16 protein-coding genes are annotated in these 17,286 nt (G+C 44.2%); 8 read left to right on the top strand and 8 right to left on the bottom strand.

Translation table 11 applies throughout. The annotated features are described in order from the left end of the window. Nucleotides 1–11: 11 nt before the first annotated feature. A complete protein-coding gene (locus tag DV872_RS02815) occupies nucleotides 12–737 on the top strand; it encodes a lipopolysaccharide assembly protein LapB (RefSeq protein WP_114628329.1) in 726 nt (241 codons plus the stop codon). 8 nt (nucleotides 738–745) lie between these two features. Here DV872_RS02815 and tyrS read toward each other — a convergent pair whose 3' ends face one another. From tyrS to DV872_RS02785, 6 genes are all read right to left on the bottom strand, one after another. Then, nucleotides 746–1,993: a tyrosine--tRNA ligase gene (tyrS, locus tag DV872_RS02810; protein WP_114628328.1), complete on the bottom strand. Its 1,248-nt coding sequence runs from the start codon at nucleotides 1,991–1,993 to the stop codon at nucleotides 746–748. 40 nt (nucleotides 1,994–2,033) lie between these two features. Then, nucleotides 2,034–3,419, bottom strand: coding sequence for a glycine--tRNA ligase (locus tag DV872_RS02805; RefSeq protein ID WP_114628327.1), 1,386 nt, complete (start codon nucleotides 3,417–3,419; stop codon nucleotides 2,034–2,036). Between the two features lie 3 nt (nucleotides 3,420–3,422). Continuing rightward, a complete protein-coding gene (gene gltX / locus DV872_RS02800; protein WP_114628326.1) occupies nucleotides 3,423–4,898 on the bottom strand; it encodes a glutamate--tRNA ligase in 1,476 nt (491 codons plus the stop codon). A gap of 153 nt (nucleotides 4,899–5,051) precedes the next feature. Further along, nucleotides 5,052–5,660, bottom strand: coding sequence for a hypothetical protein (locus tag DV872_RS02795; RefSeq protein WP_114628325.1), 609 nt, complete (start codon nucleotides 5,658–5,660; stop codon nucleotides 5,052–5,054). A 108-nt stretch (nucleotides 5,661–5,768) separates the two neighbouring features. Beyond that, the gene (locus DV872_RS02790) at nucleotides 5,769–6,983 is read right to left on the bottom strand and encodes a pyridoxal phosphate-dependent aminotransferase (RefSeq protein ID WP_114628324.1); all 1,215 of its coding nucleotides are present in this window, start codon (nucleotides 6,981–6,983) and stop codon (nucleotides 5,769–5,771) included. Between the two features lie 26 nt (nucleotides 6,984–7,009). Beyond that, nucleotides 7,010–7,807 (bottom strand): hypothetical protein, encoded by a 798-nt coding sequence (locus tag DV872_RS02785; RefSeq protein ID WP_114628323.1) that lies wholly within the window; start codon nucleotides 7,805–7,807, stop codon nucleotides 7,010–7,012. A gap of 77 nt (nucleotides 7,808–7,884) precedes the next feature. On the opposite strand from DV872_RS02785, the gene DV872_RS02780 reads away from it, so the two are divergent. From DV872_RS02780 to DV872_RS02755, 6 genes are all read left to right on the top strand, one after another. Next, entirely contained in the window at nucleotides 7,885–9,057 is a 1,173-nt protein-coding gene (locus DV872_RS02780) for an HD-GYP domain-containing protein (RefSeq protein ID WP_114628322.1), read from the top strand. Between the two features lie 86 nt (nucleotides 9,058–9,143). Next, entirely contained in the window at nucleotides 9,144–10,235 is a 1,092-nt protein-coding gene (locus DV872_RS02775) for a hypothetical protein (protein WP_114628321.1), read from the top strand. Nucleotides 10,236–10,259: 24 nt separating this feature from the next. After that, nucleotides 10,260–10,577, top strand: a complete 318-nt coding sequence (locus tag DV872_RS02770; RefSeq protein WP_114628320.1) for a hypothetical protein — start codon at nucleotides 10,260–10,262, stop codon at nucleotides 10,575–10,577. Nucleotides 10,578–10,610: 33 nt separating this feature from the next. Then, nucleotides 10,611–12,134, top strand: coding sequence for a UTP--glucose-1-phosphate uridylyltransferase (locus DV872_RS02765; RefSeq protein ID WP_114628319.1), 1,524 nt, complete (start codon nucleotides 10,611–10,613; stop codon nucleotides 12,132–12,134). Continuing rightward, entirely contained in the window at nucleotides 12,131–12,520 is a 390-nt protein-coding gene (gene hisI / locus DV872_RS02760; RefSeq protein WP_114628318.1) for a phosphoribosyl-AMP cyclohydrolase, read from the top strand. Before DV872_RS02765 ends, hisI begins: the two co-directional genes overlap by 4 nt. After that, a complete protein-coding gene (locus DV872_RS02755) occupies nucleotides 12,453–13,019 on the top strand; it encodes a YkgJ family cysteine cluster protein (RefSeq protein ID WP_233516407.1) in 567 nt (188 codons plus the stop codon). The genes hisI and DV872_RS02755 overlap by 68 nt, the downstream gene beginning before the upstream one ends. A gap of 58 nt (nucleotides 13,020–13,077) precedes the next feature. Here the strand turns inward: DV872_RS02755 and DV872_RS02750 are convergent, their stop codons facing one another. After that, on the bottom strand, nucleotides 13,078–14,589 hold the full coding sequence (locus DV872_RS02750) for a M23 family metallopeptidase (RefSeq protein ID WP_158546800.1): 1,512 nt from the start codon (nucleotides 14,587–14,589) through the stop codon (nucleotides 13,078–13,080). Nucleotides 14,590–14,710: 121 nt separating this feature from the next. Further along, on the bottom strand, nucleotides 14,711–15,760 hold the full coding sequence (locus DV872_RS02745; protein ID WP_114628315.1) for a 3-deoxy-7-phosphoheptulonate synthase: 1,050 nt from the start codon (nucleotides 15,758–15,760) through the stop codon (nucleotides 14,711–14,713). Nucleotides 15,761–15,881: 121 nt separating this feature from the next. On the opposite strand from DV872_RS02745, the gene DV872_RS02740 reads away from it, so the two are divergent. Continuing rightward, on the top strand, nucleotides 15,882–17,219 hold the full coding sequence (locus DV872_RS02740) for a glycoside hydrolase family 3 protein (protein WP_114628314.1): 1,338 nt from the start codon (nucleotides 15,882–15,884) through the stop codon (nucleotides 17,217–17,219). The last annotated feature ends 67 nt before the right edge of the window (nucleotides 17,220–17,286 follow it).

The following is a 17,286-nucleotide window of genomic DNA, read 5'->3' as shown; positions in this document are numbered from 1 at the left end:
TGAATATAATTATGAAAATAATACTCCTGAATCCAATGCTCACTCCGGCACATCGATGGTCCCCTGGAATTGCTCTCATCTTCTGCCTATGCAGCCTGCTCTCCTGCAATGCGTCAATTCCCAGGTCTGCCTATACTGATTATACCCGTGCGGTACAGCTTTATATGAAGGGTGAAAACAAGGAAGCCCTGGTCCGTTTTGAGAAGCTCCACAGAGTCTATCCCCGGTTCACTGAATCTTCACTCTTCTATGGTAGAGCTCTCTTCTACTCTGAGCAGTATTCTGAAGCTGCGCACTGCCTGGAAAAAGTTCTGCAGAACACTGTGAATATTGACAGTGCAAAAATACTGGCCCGCTGTTATCTGAGACTGGGAGAGACAGCAAAAGCCGAGGCCGTGGTGATCGGAGCAATGAAATACTCATCAGAAGACCCTGAGCTGCTCTATCTGACAGCCCGCTGTCGAATTGCATCTGATGATACAGAAGAGGCTCTGGCACTGCTGACAGCCGCCTGTACACTGATGGAGAGGCAGATTGAGATTCCCCTGGAACTGGCAGCCCTCTACAGCAGTTATGGTCTTGATACAGAGGCTGGAAGACTTGTGGATCAATATCTGAACATTCTTGAGGAGGGGCATCCCCTGAGGAGATCAATGGAGAGACTGAATACAACACTTCATGAGAAAAAAAAGGCCCGTCCTGAAACAGACGGGCCGAAAAACAGTTTTTTAAACTGATTATTGAATTATTTAATCACAAAACGGAAGAAACGCTTCTTTCCGGCTTTCAGGATAATTTCCTTTTCACCGTCTTCTTCCACAATGAAAGAAGTAGCGATAACAGCATCAACATCCGTGATTTTATCACCGTTTACGGCTGCACCGTTCTGGCTTACAAGACGTCTTGCTTCACTCTTGGAGCTGCTGAGTCCGGATTTTACAAAGAGATCCATCACATTGATCCCCTCTTCCAGCTCCGCTGCTGAAAGATCGGATGTGGGCATTCCCGACTTATCCTGGGAAGCGCCGCCGGCACTGAAGGCCGCCTTTGCAGCTTCTCTCGCCTTGTCGGCCTCGTCCTGACCGTGGATGATCTTTGTCTGTTCGTAGGCAAGGATCTCCTTGGCAGCATTGATATCCTGATCCTTGAGTGCTCCCAGACGTTTACACTCTTCCACAGGGAGGAATGTGTACATCAGCAGGAACTTTTCAACATCAGCATCCGCAACATTTCTCCAGTACTGGAAAAATTCATATACAGATGTCATTGAGGGATCAAGAAAAATAGCGCCCTTCTCGGTCTTCCCCATCTTCTTACCATCAGAACGGGTAACCAGGGGAAATGTGAGTCCCATGGATTCTCCACTCTCGACACGGCGGATCAGTTCCATCCCGGCTACGATATTACCCCACTGATCATCACCACCAATCTGAAGGACACAGTCCTCACGGCGGTAAAGTTCCAGGAAGTCATAAGACTGGAGGAGCTGGTAGTTGAACTCGATAAAAGAGAGTCCCTTCTCAAGTCTCATTTTATAGGCTTCAAAGGTCAGCATTCTGTTAACAGAAAAGTGCTTTCCGATATCTCTTAAAAACTCGATGTAGTTCAATGGTGCAAGCCAGTCGGCATTATCAACCAGTTTGGCTCCACCCTCTTCAAAGCTGATAAAACGGGAAATCTGAGCCTTAAGCTTTTCAGCATTGCCCTGAATGTCCTCAACTGTCTGCATCATGCGCATATCACTTTTACCCGAAGGGTCACCGATACGGGCTGTACCGCCACCCACCAGAATGATGGGAAGGTGTCCTGCTTCCTGCAGGTGGTGCATTGCAAACAGAGGAACCATATGGCCGATATGCATGGAGGGACCTGTAGGGTCTACACCGACGTAGATCCGTATAGGGCCGTCATCCATTTTTTTATTCAGCATTTCTTCATCTGTACATTGTTTAAAAAAGCCTCTCTCTTTCAGAGTGGCAAGTGCCTGATTCATATTGTCTCCGTAATTCAGGGGCCCGGGGCCCCCGGGGTTACTATACCCTTTTGTATTTCTTAATTTCTTCTTTAAGTCTGGCAGCCAGACCTTCTCTCGGGACGCGGATCTGCTCCATGGAGTCACGGAAACGGATTGTCACGTCATTGTTTTCCTTGCTGTCGTAGTCAACTGTGATACAGAAAGGAGTACCAATTTCATCCTGACGGCGATAACGACGGCCGATCGCACCGGATTGATCATAGAAAGCATTAAAGTCTTCAGACAGTTCTTTCTGGATTTCCTTGGCAAGATCGGCGAGGCCGTCCTTTTTTACAAGAGGAAGTACGGCAGCCTTTACAGGCGCCACATTGGGATGCAGGTGAAGAACGGTTCTGACATCGGGGTTACCATTCTTGTCTGTTCCGATCGTCTGTTCATGATAGGCATCCATGAGACAAACCAGTACTGATCTGGTCAGTCCGGCTGAGGTTTCAATTACATAAGGTACATAGCGTTCGTTGGTATGGGGATCAAGATAATTGATCTTTTTACCACTGAATTCAGCATGACGTCCCAGGTCGAAATCGGTTCTGTTATGAACACCTTCCTGCTCTTCCCATCCAAAGGGATACTGATACTCTACATCATAGGCATCCTTGGCATAGTGAGCCAGCTCATCGGGACCGTGTTGATGAAAATGGAGATTCTCGGGAAGAACTCCCAGCTGCTCGGTATAGTATTTCATTCTCTGTTCTTTCCAGTACTCGAACCATTCATCGTCTGTACCTGGTTTTACAAAGAACTGCATTTCCATCTGTTCGAACTCGCAGGTTCTGAAGATAAAGTTTTTAGTGGTAATTTCGTTTCTGAAGGCTTTTCCCACCTGAGCTATTCCGAAGGGAACGGTAACCCGGCTTGTATCCACAACGTTTCTAAAGTTTACAAAAATACCCTGGGCTGTTTCCGGTCTGAGGTAAACAATAGAGCCGGAGTCGGCAACGGGTCCCAGATGTGTGCTGAACATCAGGTTGAACTGTCTGGGTTCAGTCAGTTCTCCACCGCATTCGGGACATTTCTTGCTTGCGATTACTTCGGGAGTCAGTTTATCTTCCCGGAACCTTGTCTTACACTGTTTACAGTCAACAAGAGGATCAGAGAAGTTTTCAACGTGACCTGAGGCTTCCCAGGTACGGGGGTGCATCATGATGGCTGCATCCAGTCCTACAATATTATCCTGAAGTCGAGTCATTTCCCGCCACCAGATTTCCTGTATGTTTTTTTTCAGCTCAACACCAAGGGGACCGTAATCCCAGGTTGCAGAGAGTCCACCATATATTTCACTGGAGGGATAAACAAAACCTCTCCTCTTGGCGAGGGAGACAATTTTCTCCATGGACGCACCGAATTTGTTGCTGATCTGATTTGCTTTCTTTTCTTTGGCCATGATCTATCCTAACTCCTTAACAATCTGCTCTTTAAGAGCCTCTATTCGCTGTATTGCTTTCTCCACACCTAGAAGTCCGATGGACTCAAACAAAGGGGGAGATATTTTTGTACCCGTAACGGCTACACGGACAGGCTGCATTACCTGCCCCATTTTCAGTCCCATCTCCTGAGACTTGTCGTAGAAGGCCTGTTCATTTTCCTCCTGAGTACGGCTGCTGAAATCTGCAAGAACTTCTGCTGCTGCATCAAGTATGGCAGGAATCTGTGACAGTTCCACTTTCTTGGGAAGAGCATCTTCACTATTATAGCTTTCGATGTCCTTATAGAGGAAACTGATGGTTTCTGAGACATCCGTTGTAAACTTCAGACGCTCCTGAACCAGAGGAAATGCTCCGTCCAGAATTGCGGTTTCATCAGCAGTCATAGGGTCTGAAACGACGCCGTCTTTCTGCAGAATGGGAATCAGAAGTTCCAACAGTGACTCTTTGCTTCTCTTACGGATGTACTGACCGTTAAACCACTCCAGTTTTTTGTAATCAAAAACTGCGGGAGCCTTATTGATCTTTTCCATGGAGAAGAGTTTTTCAAGATCTTCCCTGGTAAAGAACTCCCTTGAATCATCAAAAGACCATCCAAGAAGGGAGATATAATTGATAATAGCTTCGGGGAGATATCCTGAATTCCTGAAGTCCACCAAAGATGTGGAACCGTGTCTCTTGGAGAGCTTGGAACCGTCCTTACCCATTACCAGGGGAAGGTGACAGTATTTTGGAGGAGTCCATCCAAAGGCCTCATAGAGAACCACATGGAGAGGGCCTGAAGGAATCCACTCCTGGGCTCTCATTATATGGGTAATCTCCATCATATGATCGTCAATCACATTAGCCAGATGATATGTGGGAAAACCATCGGTTTTTACAATAATCGGATCTGGACTGACATCGGCATTCTTTCTGGAGATATCACCCATCACTTCATCATGAAATGTAGTTTTCCCTTCCAGAGGAACTTTGAGACGGATTACACAGGATTCACCTGCGTCCTTTCGTTTCAGAGCTTCCGCGGGATCAATGTCACGACAGTGTCTGTCGTAACCCTGACTTTTGGATTTATTTTTTTTCTGCTCTTCCCTGACCTGATCAAGACGTTCAGTACTGCAGAAGCAGTAATAAGCCTTTCCATCATCAATAAGTTTCTGAGCATATTCCTGATAGAGATCAAATCGCTGGGATTGCTGATAGGGACCGAAATCACCTTTCCCGGGACCTTCATCCCAGGGGATATCCAGCCAGTTCAAAGTATCGTAGAGATCCTGAAGAGATTCGTCGCTGTAACGCTCCCTGTCTGTATCTTCAATACGGAGTATAAATGAGCCGCCGTTGGCTTTGGCGTAAAAGTAATTGAATAGGGCCGTTCTGACACCACCGATATGCTGTAAGCCGGTGGGAGACGGTGCATAGCGAACACGCACTGACATGTATATTTTCCTTAGCCTTAGAGTTGAAAGAATTATATAGGGATTCTACATCAATGACCAGAGCCTTTCATCAGATCGATATAGACAAAAAAAGGCCCGTCCAATCCCCTCAGGGACGGCAGGCCTTACTATAAACTACGGGAATATTTTTTATTATTCACCCGCACTTGGTGCAGGATTCTGGTTCAACAGAGAATCAACTTCATTCTGTATTGTCTGTGATTTTTCAATAGCATCATCCATCCCCTGACCTTCGTCCTGAGTGAACGCGATACTGGCATTCAGATGAGCAATTCTTGCATTGTTCTTCTTTGTCTGAATAATGTTTCTATTAATCCAGCGGATATTCTTTTCAATAGAAAAAGTATGATCTTCAATCTGACCGTTCAGCTCGGAGTTTTTCTGTTCCAAGGCATATCTCTGAGCTCTGTTTGTAGAGATCTGTGCATTCAGTCTGGATTTCATTTCGGCATCATTGACTGTCTGCATTACGGAATAAAGTTCTCCAGCCTGGCTGCTGATCTTACCCTGTGTGACAGAAATATCTCGTTTAAGGGCTTCCATGGCTTCAACTTCATTCCGAAGTGTGCTGTTATTCTGCTCATACCCTTCATTCTCATCTGACATTTTCTGATTTGAAGCGTTGAGTGAATCAATTTCAGCCTGGGCTGTGGGGATGTCTACTGCTTCAGGCGCTCTCTGAGCAAAGGCCAGACCACTTACCATAATCATAAACATAAGGATTAAACTAGATTTCTGCATTATTTTTTATCTCCTGATAATTATTCTCTATACTTTTTGTAATTACTTTTGGAATCGAGAAAAAGTATAATGAAGAGCACTCTTACTTACAAGATCAAAAAGAACAAATTAAGACTGTTTGTACCCGGCAAAAAATGTTTCAAGCCTATTCCCTACAAGAGATAGAACCTCAAGATCAGGAAGGAATACCATTCTGAAGTGGTCGGGCCTGTCCCAGTTGAATCCGGTTCCCTGTACAAGAAGAGTTCTTGTCTCTGTCAGAATGTCATAGATAAGCTTCTCATCATCTTTGATATTGAACTTCTTTATATCCACTTTAGGAAACATATAAAGAGCACCCCTGGGTTTTACACAGCTGACTCCGGGAATGGAAATCAGCTTTTCATAAAAGACATCACGCTGAGAGCGAAGTCTTCCACCCGGTGCTACCAGATCGTTGATACTCTGATATCCACCCAATGCAGTCTGGATTCCCAGCTGGGCCGGTACATTGCTGCAGAGTCTCATATTGGAGAGAATATTCAGCCCCTCTATATAATCAGAGGCTCCCTTAGTATCTCCACTGAGTATCATCCAGCCCGCACGGAATCCGGCGGCTCTGTAAGACTTGCTTAAACCGTTAAAGGTTACCATCAGGACATCATCGGCCAGTGTGGCCATTGGAATATGAGAGGCATCATCATAAAGTATTTTGTCATAGATCTCATCTGAGTAAATAACCAGTTTATTTTCCCTGGCGATCTCGACAATGCCTTCAAGTATCTCTCTGGGATAGACGGCTCCCGTAGGATTGTTAGGATTGATAACAACAATACCCTTGGTTTTTTTAGAAACCTTGCTTCTTATATCATCAAGATCGGGGTACCAGTCTGATTCCTCATCACATCGGTAGTGTACCGCTTTTCCTCCGGCAAGAACCGAAGAGGCAGTCCAGAGAGGATAATCGGGCATGGGAATCAGAATCTCGTCTCCGTTATTCAGAAGCCCCTGCATGGCGATGGCAATAAGTTCGCTCACACCGTTTCCAAGATAGATCAGTTCTGTATCAACACCCTCTATCCCCAGTCTCTGACACTCATGCATAACCGCCTTCCTGGCAGAGAAAACCCCCTTGGAGTCTGAATAGCCCTGAGCTTTCAGCAGGTTCAGAATAATATCATGGCGAATTTCATCGGGTGCATCAAAACCGAAAGCTGCAGGGTTACCTGTATTGAGTTTCAGGATTTTATACCCCTCCTCTTCCAGGCGTACGGCTTCTTTCAATACAGGACCGCGGATGTCGTAGCAGACATCATCCAGTTTATGAGATTTTTTTACAGACATTCATTCAATCCTTTAATCGAAAATCTTTATGCATAGATCCAGTTCTGACTGTCATCCAGAATGCTTGATAGCAGAAGAACCACAACATTATTGGCTTTACTGCGGGCAACATGTTTCTCCAGACTCTTTCTGTCAGGATATGTCTCAAGAAAGGATGATCTGGAAGATTTCAGAACTTCATCCTCTTCGGGAGTTATGGTTGACAAGAGATAGATAGACAGGAGTTTCAGTATTGGTTCTCCCGCTGAGGCAGAGAGATCAGTAAGTAAGGGTCGGGCCTCATCAAGTTCCTGACCGGAAAGGAGAAGAAAGGCAGAACACCACTGCAGCCAGGGGAGATCCTTCTTTGATCCTCCATCTATGCAGCGCTCATAGAAGGCCTTCCCCTCATCTCTGTTCTGGTTCAGAAGAAAAGGGATACCCAGAAGTATACCGTGCTGAGACAGCATAGCGGGTTTCTTTTCACTAACCTCTTTTTCCAGACGGCTTATCTTATCCAGATTGGAAATTGTAAGTGATGTATTCACCATCATTTTTATATTTCGGGAGTTTAATTTATTCTTTTCATAGACTTCATTTTCCAGATAGGCCGTCAAACCGGGCCAGTCTTCCCTCTCCAGAAGAGAAAACATCTTCCAGTTGATAATGAAATAGCCGTCAAGAACCGATATAAAGACTATAAAAATAAGAGCAAGGAACCAGTTTTCCTCCCAGAAGATACGTGTATATTCACCACCGAGAACAAAAAGTGGCATAAGTGCAATGAAAAGAAAGGAAAATAGGATTATTCCGTTAAAGAGGAAAAAAATGGTTTTAAATTTCATCAATGTTGCTCCTATAATGAAAAATAGTGTAAATTATATCCATAGTGGGGTCAACTGAGTTGGAAAATGAGCAGACGATGAACAACATTGAGAGCAAAAGTCTCAAACAGGGAATGTACTTTGAATCCACGGTTTATCTAGATAATGATTTCGTACTCCTCACTCCGGAAACTCCTGTCACTGAAATTCTGATTAAAAATCTGGCAAAATGGGGCTTTTCCATACTCCAGACAGATGGTTCACCCATTGGCAGAGAAACTCCCTCACAGGGTCCTTCAAATAACGTGCAGACAGCAACTCTGGATCAGAATATCAAGGAAAAAGAAGGTTTGACCCGGGCCCGTAAGTTTTTCAGTGAAATGCTGGAATTCACCACAAAAGTTATGACCCGTTTTAAAGATGATAGTATTCTAAACCTCAATGTACTCACCGAAGAGGTTAAGAAAGCCATAGCCATGATCCGGGAAGATGATAAATATGTACTCCGTTTCCAGGAGATTGTTCCTCCCGAGGGCAGTGAATATATGTACAACCATGCAGTTAAATCTACGATTCTGGCTCTTTCAATCGGTGACAAATTGAAAATGCCCAATCACAAACTGATAGAACTGGGAATAGCTTCTCTTATCCATGAGATCGGAATGCTGCAGATTCCCAGCAAAATATATGAAAAAGAGGGAGCCCTTACAGAGGCTGAAAAAAAGGTTATAAATGCACATACCCTTTTAGGTTTCAGATCACTCCGGGACTTCTCTCTGCCCAGAGACATTCTGCTTGGTGTCCTGGAGCATCATGAGCGCAATGACGGCTCAGGATATCCCCAGGGTCTCTCAAGTGCCAGGATATCCCAGTTTGGAAAAATCATTGCTGTAGCCTGTTCCTACGATGCTCAAATATCCAACCGCCCCTTCCGTTCAGGAAGAGATGCACATACAAGCCTCACAGGAATGCTGAGAGAAATGCGCTCTCATTACGATGAGGATGTGATGAAGGCTCTGCTGACTCTGCTTTCCATCTACCCTCTGGGCAGCTATGTTACTCTGGCAAACGGCTATACCGGAATTGTCACAGAAACAAATGCAGCCGACTTCCGCCATCCTACGGTCAAGATACTTCTTGATAAAAACAGGAATGCCCTTCAGGATCAGCCTGTTGTCCAGACCAGTGAGAGTGGTGAAATGCGTATTGTCTCTGTTCTGAACAATACGGAGATATCCGGTATCAAAGCGCTCCTCCATAATCAAAGCTGAATGTCCTTGACAGATTAATCCAAGACCATTATTTTTTTTAGTTCCCGGCAATGTGAAACCCGGAATTTTTTATAAGAGAGAAAGACGTGTCCCAGAAAAAATCTATGGATAAGAATCTTGTTAAATTACTGAATCAGTACTGTATGATGCCCGATGATCATCAGGATAAGAAAGATATATTCAATGAATTGTATAAAAAAATATATTCACCCGCATTGATTGTCTCCTGCAATTTCATCCCTGCTGATAATAGTCTTATGAAAGAGGCTCTGATTCTGTCAGACGCCTTTGAATCACTTACAAACGGTATGATTGATGAAGCTGCACTTGATAAAATTGACAGCGTTCCAGAGGAGTCTCTCCTCTATCCCTGGTGCAGTTTTACTAAAGCTGTTCACTCCTTTTATGCCGGTGATCATAAAAAGAGTCAAAATCTCATAAAAAAGATTCCTGAAGATTCAGCTCCTGGAGCATTCAGATTCTTTTTTGAAGCACTCCTGGATAAAGACTCAGACATAGTGATGGAAGCACATTTGGAAAAGCTGAAAGAATCTGTATTAGAGAGCAGCAGAATGATAGAAGATTCTCTTGAGCTGATTCAGGAATCAGTCGAAATGGAGGATCTCCTCCTGGAAAGCGCGGGTCTTCTTATCAGAGATATTATCAAGGAAGACAGGAAATCAGCTCAGAAAATTATTCTCTGGTGCTTTGACAGACTGCAGCTATCTGATGTCCTTTCAGATAAAGCCGTAACCAAGGCAAGATATCTTTTTGGAGAACAGGACGGCTATCGTCTTTCGGCACTGGCCTCACTCTCTTTTGATCCCGACAGATCTCTGGTCTACTGGCTCCACTCCCTGCTTGCTTATCTGAATGAACGGGATACATCAAAGGTGACAGTCAAAGCTTTTTTGAGCATTCTCAAGGATATTTCCGATACAGTACAACTGGAATTTGAATTGAGCAATGAATATGTTCAGCTGATGAGCAGCCTTGTTTCGGATCTTTCGGAAAGAGTTCTTCATATCTATCCCGATTTTCCGGGAAGCAGAGATCTCCCGGAGGATCCCTTCGCTGCAATCGCTCAACTCTGTAGTAAAAAACAACAGCCTCCGGTTCAGCGCAAGGTACGGGAAGTAAAACCCACCGCAGTTCAACTTGAACTGTTTGCATTTTAGGGTATAGAAATTCAGGAGAAATATATGAACGCAATGGATATTATTGATAGTAAAATAGATCCCTGGGCTGTTCTGGAAATTTCCAGAGAGGCAGAAGACCGGGAGATTGAGAATGCCTGGAGAGATAAATCATCCACCGGACGAAATAGAGACAAGGTGCATCTTGCCTATAAGATGATTGCATCAGCCGAAGACCGTGCCCGTCTTATGCTGCTCTCACCCGGTATTCCTGAATCACTGGATGAAATTCAGGATCAGATGCCTTTAAGATCCCGTTACTCGGGGCCGGGAATCTGGTACAGCAGTCTGAAAAAGGTTCTGGAAGTTCAGGACAGTAAATAAACATTCCGCACTAAAAGATTCCGGGAGGCGTCCATGAATAATATTGAAAGGCTCAGCAAAGAAGAAATTGAGATACTTGAGAAAAAAGGTGTGGATCTAAAACTCTCCCTCTCCATACTGGATGACTTCAATAACGGCGTTGCGGGGAATACGGCAGCCGTTATCCCTTCGGGCGTCCCCGATATTGACGGTGAAACCATCATAGATATGAGAGCTTCATCTTCTTTCAGCATCACCTTGGAGGAGAGAGAGAAATTCTGTTCTGCCTATCCCGAAGCTGCATCCTATCTGAATCAGACTGAAGCCGGAAATGTAAGCCGGGATGAACTTCAAAATATCGGAACAGCACTTCTTCCTATGTTTTCATACGGCTTCCTTAACGGCGGCTCAGCCACATCCTACGGTGATAGAAAGAAGAATAAAGGTTTTAATGAAGAACTTTTTCAACTCTACGAATCTGAATTTGAAAAGCTGGCATCAGACTCAAAGGGGAAGCCCAAGGGTGTGACCCCGGGATTTCTTCAACCTTCCGGAGAAGCCGGCCCCTCTTATATGGAGTTGAAATTGAGAGCTCTTCTGCTCATGATGAAATCCTATACAGAACTGACCGGCAAAAAAGCTGCCAATATCCCCTTCTTTCAGATGACCTCTGTATCCAATGACCCTGATGTTCAGAATGCGTTGAGCCACTATATGGAAAGCCCCTGGCTGAAGCCTCTGGCTGAATCCATGGACCTCTCTTCCTGGCTGGGCTACACATCCATTCAGCCCCTTGTGACAGCCTACACTCACAGTTCTCAGGGAAAGAAAAAGGAACTCTTTAGACCTTTTATTACTATCCCCGGAGGCCACGGTCAATGTTTCCGTGTCCTGAAGGAGACATGGCAGAATCTCTATGATCAGGGCATACGTTTTATATCACTCGGAAATATCGACAACCTTGGCTACACCCTGGATACTGTGGAGCTGGCACTGCTGGCTATCAGAAACAGGCCCGCCGGGTTTGATGAATCCTATAAGACAGCAGTTGATATCAAGGGTGGAATCCTGGTTATTGATGGTGAAGAAAGGCTGAACTGTGTTGATCTGGGAGTCGGGATATCATTCGATGAGGCAGAGTCTCTCGAAGCGTCGGGTAAGAAAATCCTCTTTAACTGCGGTTCGGGTCTATTCAACCTGAAATGGCTGCTTGAAAATATTGACAGAATCATAAGAGACCTGCCCCTCCGTTTCAGTGACCAGAACAAAGATGCGGGGATATACTCCCAGGCTGAACAGGTTACCTGGGAAGTTATTGCCATGATCGAGAATCCTCTTATTTTTGCGGTTGATAAATATGACCGCTTTCTGGCAGCTAAAATACTTCTGGAAAACATGATGACCTCGGGATACAAACTGAATGATCCTGCCTTTCCATCTGATAATGAGAGCGGCGGAATCAGGGAAACAGCCGGGAAGCTGCACCGGGGATTGATGGAGATACTGAAAACAAAGTATGGTTTGAAACTTCAGAACAACAGATGGATTCCCGAGGAATCCGAAGGATTAAAAAAATGAGCGACTGCCCACTTGATTTTGAAAAAAGCGGCGGACTGATTCCTGTCATTGCACAGGATTTTGATAGCAAAGAAATATTAATGCAGGCCTATATAAACAAGGAAGCCTGGGATGAATCAATCAGAACATCCAGGGGTGTCTACTTCTCAAGAAGCCGTCAGAAACTATGGAGAAAGGGAGAATCCTCGGGGAATGTACAGATTCTGAAGGAAGTCAGAGTTGACTGTGACAATGATTCGGTAATTTTTCTTGTGGAACAGATCGGTGGAGCCGCGTGTCATACGGGTCACAGAAGCTGTTACTACCGTATATGGGAAAATGAAAATTTCACAGAAACTGATGAAGCTCTGTTTGATCCCCATGAAGTTTATGGCAAAGATCACTGATAATACCTGCCCTGAATACCGGGTCCTGCTGAACAGAGCAGCCCGAAAACACAAAGAGAACCGCCAGTATTTCAAAAAGCTTAAAAAACAGAAATCAGGCCTGGTTGATCCTCTTATGCGCCGCCTTCATGATGAGGTCTTTGAAAAAATTGACTGCCTCTTATGCAGCAACTGCTGCCGCGGCACCGGTCCTCTGATTCGTGAAAGGGATATCAGCCGTCTCTCTAAAAACCTGAAAATAAAACCCGGAAAATTTACCGAAACCTATCTCAGAACTGATGAGGAGGGAGATTATGTATTCAGCTCAATGCCCTGCCCCTTCATTCTGAATGACAACTGCTGTATGGTCTATTCTGACCGTCCGGGAGCCTGCAGAGATTATCCCCACACCGACTGTATCTCATTTAAAAAATACAGTTCTCAGATGCTTGAAAATACCAGGATTTGTCCGGCTGTGTTTCTTGTCTTTGAAAAAATGAAGGAAGAGCTCCCTCTTTGATTAGCAGCTTGTGATGTTCCTCTGGATACTTTGATTAGTCCTGATATAAATTACAGGACTACTCACTTAGATAAGGATTTATCCTGTCAAAGCTTCCAAAGGAATTAGAATCCTTTCCGCCGGGATGATATATCCTGATCTCATAATGGAGATGCGGCCCTGTAGACTTTCCTGAGCTTCCGATAAAGGCGAAGGTCTCACCCTTTTTCAGATAGGCTCCAGTCTCAATAGAGTCTGTAGATTCCATATGCGCATAAAATGATGTCCAGAAAAGCGCAGCGGGATACATTTTTTTTACCTCAGGCAGGAGAGGATGCTTCAGCTCCATATTCCAGCCGTATACCCAGTCGTAGCCCTTTGACTGAACCGTACCCTCATACACAGCCTGTACATGTCCGGCTCTGCTGTGGTCTCTGATAATTTCATTATCTTCAGATATTTTGACTATATTATCCAGATTTATCAGGTCCACAGCGAAATGAGGTTTGACCCCTCCGTATCCGAGAGGAGAGAGTCTTCTGTTTATATATCCGCTGGAAATCATAAAGTCTGCACTATCTCCTGCTTCACTTTCTGATATTACAGGAAGCCCTATCTCAGGAAACACAGGGGTAAAATATTTCATGGACATGGGATTATCCTTGTCTGTGGCCATGAGGGTCTCTGCCTGATCGTTATTCTCGGGCAGACGGGTAAGTTGATAAACCATCTCTCCATAACTCACAGCACTGTCGATCTGATCTGCCAGATAGTGATAGGCATGTGCTCTTGAACTGCTTGACCTGGGAAAGCGCGATGCCAGCCATCGTAGATTCATGCTGGTCTGCTTTTTATTAAAGACAAAGGCCTCTTCTTCCTGAAAGACCTCCTGTTTCAATTCAAATACTTCCCTGTTAATCCTGCTCACTTCATCACTGAGGCGTGAAAGACTCATGGTACTGGATTCGGAACTGTCTGAAATACTCTCACTTAAAGTGAGAACAGTCTTCAGCATACGTCCATACTGCATGGTGCTGATAAATACGGTCAGAAACAGTCCTGACATCACCAGAGCGGCAGCTGCCAGTGTAAAGACCCTGGAGGACCTGTTTTTTAAAAGTCCCGACATCTGACCGGGATCAGTATTCTGCTGAAATGCTGCGGGAACATCAAGTGCAGGCAGTTGACCCTTATGAACACCATCGACCCTTTCATGGAGTTCAATCAGTTCAAGCTGTATCAGTTCAGTTTGGAGAGGCATTGAATTTCTGGAACAGCTTTTCACTTTCCACATAGCATCCTCAGCGCTGTCCAAATGAAGAACCCAGTGGTAATGAGTCAGCTGCTGTCTCTTCAGAGATCTGATCTGCTCATCAAGAACAAATACCATATCATCTATGAAAGAGAGAGAAAGAGTATACGCTGAGGACTCTCCGTTGATAAGAGGCTGGTTTTCAAGCCTTATAAGACAGTTATCCCTGTCCTGCAGAAGGAGCCGGCCCAACTGACATATTTTTGAGAGTATCGAAACTGTAGATGAACCACCGTTATAAACGGGATTTTTTTTATTATTTGAGATTTCTGATTTCATAACTGCGGTGAAAAGAATAGAATTTCTTATGTTTTCCATCAAGAAGTAATAAGCTCAAATTTTGAATAAATGTATACAAAAATGAGAGTTGTACCACTTTCCTGATTCAGATTTTCATAAACTACTGAACATTGAGAATCTTGTGTGCAGAATAAAGAAGTTCTGAAGTAGATTCAAAAGAGATACAGGCATCGGTGATTGAGATACCGTAGGCCAGCTGACTCTTGTCTTCAGGGATAGGCTGATTTCCTTCATGCAGATTACTCTCAAGCATAAATCCGACAATAGAATTACGTCCTCTACGGCGCTGATCCATTATAGAATTGATAACTCTCTCCTGTCTGAAGTATTTCTTACCGGAGTTTTCATGACTGCAGTCTATCATCAGAGCAGGCTGCAGACCTTCCTTGATCAGAAGCTCTTCGGTATCTTCAATAATCTCTTCATAGTAGTTGGGACCGTTCTTTCCGCCTCTGAGTATTGGATGGCCGGTTTTATTTCCTGCAGTACTGAGAACACAGGTCTGTCCCTTTCTGTCTATGCCTATGAAGCTATGGGGATGCTGTGCAGACTTAATGCCGTTAATAGCCACATCCATGCTTCCGTCTGTTCCATTCTTAAATCCTACGGGCATAGAGAGACCGCTGGTCAACTCTCTGTGAGTCTGGGATTCAGTGGTTCTGGCTCCGATGGCCGCCCATGAAATAAGATCGGATATATACTGGGGAACAATGGGATCAAGGATTTCAGAACCGCAGGGAAGACCCATAGAGTTAATTTCCAGAAGTAGTTTTCTCGCCTGACGAAGTCCCTTTTCCAGTTTATATGAACCGTCCAGATCGGGATCGAGGATAAGTCCTCTCCAACCCAGTGCGGTTCGGGGTTTCTCAAAGTATACCCTCATAATAATACACAGACTGTCTTTGTAACGCTCTTTCAGCTCAACAAGCTTTCGGGCATACTCCAGTGCTGCTTCAGGATCATGGATGGAACAGGGTCCGACAATCGCCAGCATTCTTTCATCCCTCTTCTCAAGGATATCCCGAACTTCCTTTCTATAGGATATAATCTGATCTTTCAGTGTATCACTGACAGGAAATTCTTCTTTAAGAATTTCAGGTGTTACAAGAGGTTTGATTGAAGATATATTTGCATCATTTAGTTTTTCCATAAAGGACTCCGTATATTAATCCCTAATAAGGGAAAATATGTTCTTTTAACAGTAAATCTATGGTAGTAAAAATAAAAATGATCTAAATTATCAAAAATAGCAATAGAGATACGGGGTTTCCTTGAAGCGTTATTTTCTTTTTATCAGTTTTTTAATAATAATTCTCACATCCTGCCGGACGACTGTGAAGACAGCTGATAATAATGATAAAAATCCCTTAGATTCTGTTTCTACATCAGCCCCCCCTGAAAAAACAGAAAAAATAATCAGCCTGGAAGAGTTCCGGAACAGCAATATTGATTTTAACATTCTAAGTCAGAATCAGCAGAATCAGCTGATTGATTCCATGATATTGAAAATGAACAGGGATGAGAAGATCGGACAGCTGTTCATCCTGGCAGTAAGGCATACGGCCAACGGACAGCCGGCTTATGAGACAGATGATTACATAAAAGCTTTTATGGACCGCTATCTTCCCGGAGGAATTATCCTCTTTTCCATTAATTATAAAAACCCGGATCAGACAAGAACAATGATACAGGATCTGCAGGACTACAGCCCCTATCCCCTCTTTGTTACAACAGATGAAGAAGGCGGAAAGGTCAGCAGACTGGGAAAGACAAAGGGTATGGAGGTTGTATCACTCCCCCCGGCGTCTGAACTGGCTGCTCATGGTTCTGCAGAACTGACAGAATTTGCCGCATCCGTACTGGCAGCAGACATGAGAGACCTGGGTTTCAATATGGATATGGCTCCCGTGGCTGATCTGAGACACAAAGGCAGTCACGATATCATCGGGACACGCTCATTCGGAACAGATCCGGAACTCAGTGCCGAGATGACAGTATCATTTGTAAAAGGGCTGCAGGACGGAGGCATATCTTCGGTACTGAAACACTTTCCAGGACACGGCAATGTCAGCGGCGACAGTCATGACGGCGCTGTGACATCACTGAGCAGTTCAAAGGAGTTTTCGGAGAGGGAATTCACATCTTTCCGTTCAGGCATAGCAGCGGGTGCGGATTTTGTTCTGACTGCTCATATTGCTGCTCCTGCATTGAGCGGAGATTCAACACCCGCATCCCTGTCTCCAGTTATTCAGACAGAGATTCTGAGAGGACAATTAGGGTTTCAGGGTCTTATAATCACAGATGCCATGGATATGGGTGCCATTAAATCGCTTTATTCTCCGGAAGAAGCATCACTTAATGCCATATTGGCCGGAACAGACATTATATTGATGCCGGAACATATCCCATCTGCCCAGCAATCCATAAGAGAAGCTCTTCAGGACGGCAGGCTTAGTGAAGATCGCCTTAATTTATCTTTAAAAAGGATAATTAAGCTCAAATTTCAAAAAGGTATGTTTAACTCAAATTATGATTATATAAAAAAAATAAGTATTACTGATAAAACCAAGCTTCACGAAGTTCTTGAAACTCGACTAAAAACTGAATAAAACGATAAAACAGCATGACTTACATATCAACATAGCAGAATTAACGTTTTTTTAGATAAAATAGCAT

Origin of the sequence: Oceanispirochaeta sp. M1 (assembly GCF_003346715.1) — a bacterium.
In the GTDB taxonomy this organism is placed as follows: domain Bacteria; phylum Spirochaetota; class Spirochaetia; order DSM-2461; family DSM-2461; genus Oceanispirochaeta.
The sequence above is the reverse complement of the archived record's forward strand: the minus strand, read 5'-3'. Positions and strand labels throughout refer to the sequence as shown.

What these genes read in the sequence shown, in the direction of transcription:
- DV872_RS02815 (WP_114628329.1), top strand. Translation starts at nt 12, where the DNA reads ATGAAAATAATACTCCTGAATCCAATGCTCACTCCGGCACATCGATGG.
- tyrS (WP_114628328.1), bottom strand. Translation starts at nt 1,993, where the DNA reads ATGAATCAGGCACTTGCCACTCTGAAAGAGAGAGGCTTTTTTAAACAA.
- DV872_RS02805 (WP_114628327.1), bottom strand. Translation starts at nt 3,419, where the DNA reads ATGGCCAAAGAAAAGAAAGCAAATCAGATCAGCAACAAATTCGGTGCG.
- gltX (WP_114628326.1), bottom strand. Translation starts at nt 4,898, where the DNA reads ATGTCAGTGCGTGTTCGCTATGCACCGTCTCCCACCGGCTTACAGCAT.
- DV872_RS02795 (WP_114628325.1), bottom strand. Translation starts at nt 5,660, where the DNA reads ATGCAGAAATCTAGTTTAATCCTTATGTTTATGATTATGGTAAGTGGT.
- DV872_RS02790 (WP_114628324.1), bottom strand. Translation starts at nt 6,983, where the DNA reads ATGTCTGTAAAAAAATCTCATAAACTGGATGATGTCTGCTACGACATC.
- DV872_RS02785 (WP_114628323.1), bottom strand. Translation starts at nt 7,807, where the DNA reads ATGAAATTTAAAACCATTTTTTTCCTCTTTAACGGAATAATCCTATTT.
- DV872_RS02780 (WP_114628322.1), top strand. Translation starts at nt 7,885, where the DNA reads ATGAACAACATTGAGAGCAAAAGTCTCAAACAGGGAATGTACTTTGAA.
- DV872_RS02770 (WP_114628320.1), top strand. Translation starts at nt 10,260, where the DNA reads ATGAACGCAATGGATATTATTGATAGTAAAATAGATCCCTGGGCTGTT.
- DV872_RS02765 (WP_114628319.1), top strand. Translation starts at nt 10,611, where the DNA reads ATGAATAATATTGAAAGGCTCAGCAAAGAAGAAATTGAGATACTTGAG.
- hisI (WP_114628318.1), top strand. Translation starts at nt 12,131, where the DNA reads ATGAGCGACTGCCCACTTGATTTTGAAAAAAGCGGCGGACTGATTCCT.
- DV872_RS02755 (WP_233516407.1), top strand. Translation starts at nt 12,453, where the DNA reads ATGAAAATTTCACAGAAACTGATGAAGCTCTGTTTGATCCCCATGAAG.
- DV872_RS02750 (WP_158546800.1), bottom strand. Translation starts at nt 14,589, where the DNA reads ATGAAATCAGAAATCTCAAATAATAAAAAAAATCCCGTTTATAACGGT.
- DV872_RS02745 (WP_114628315.1), bottom strand. Translation starts at nt 15,760, where the DNA reads ATGGAAAAACTAAATGATGCAAATATATCTTCAATCAAACCTCTTGTA.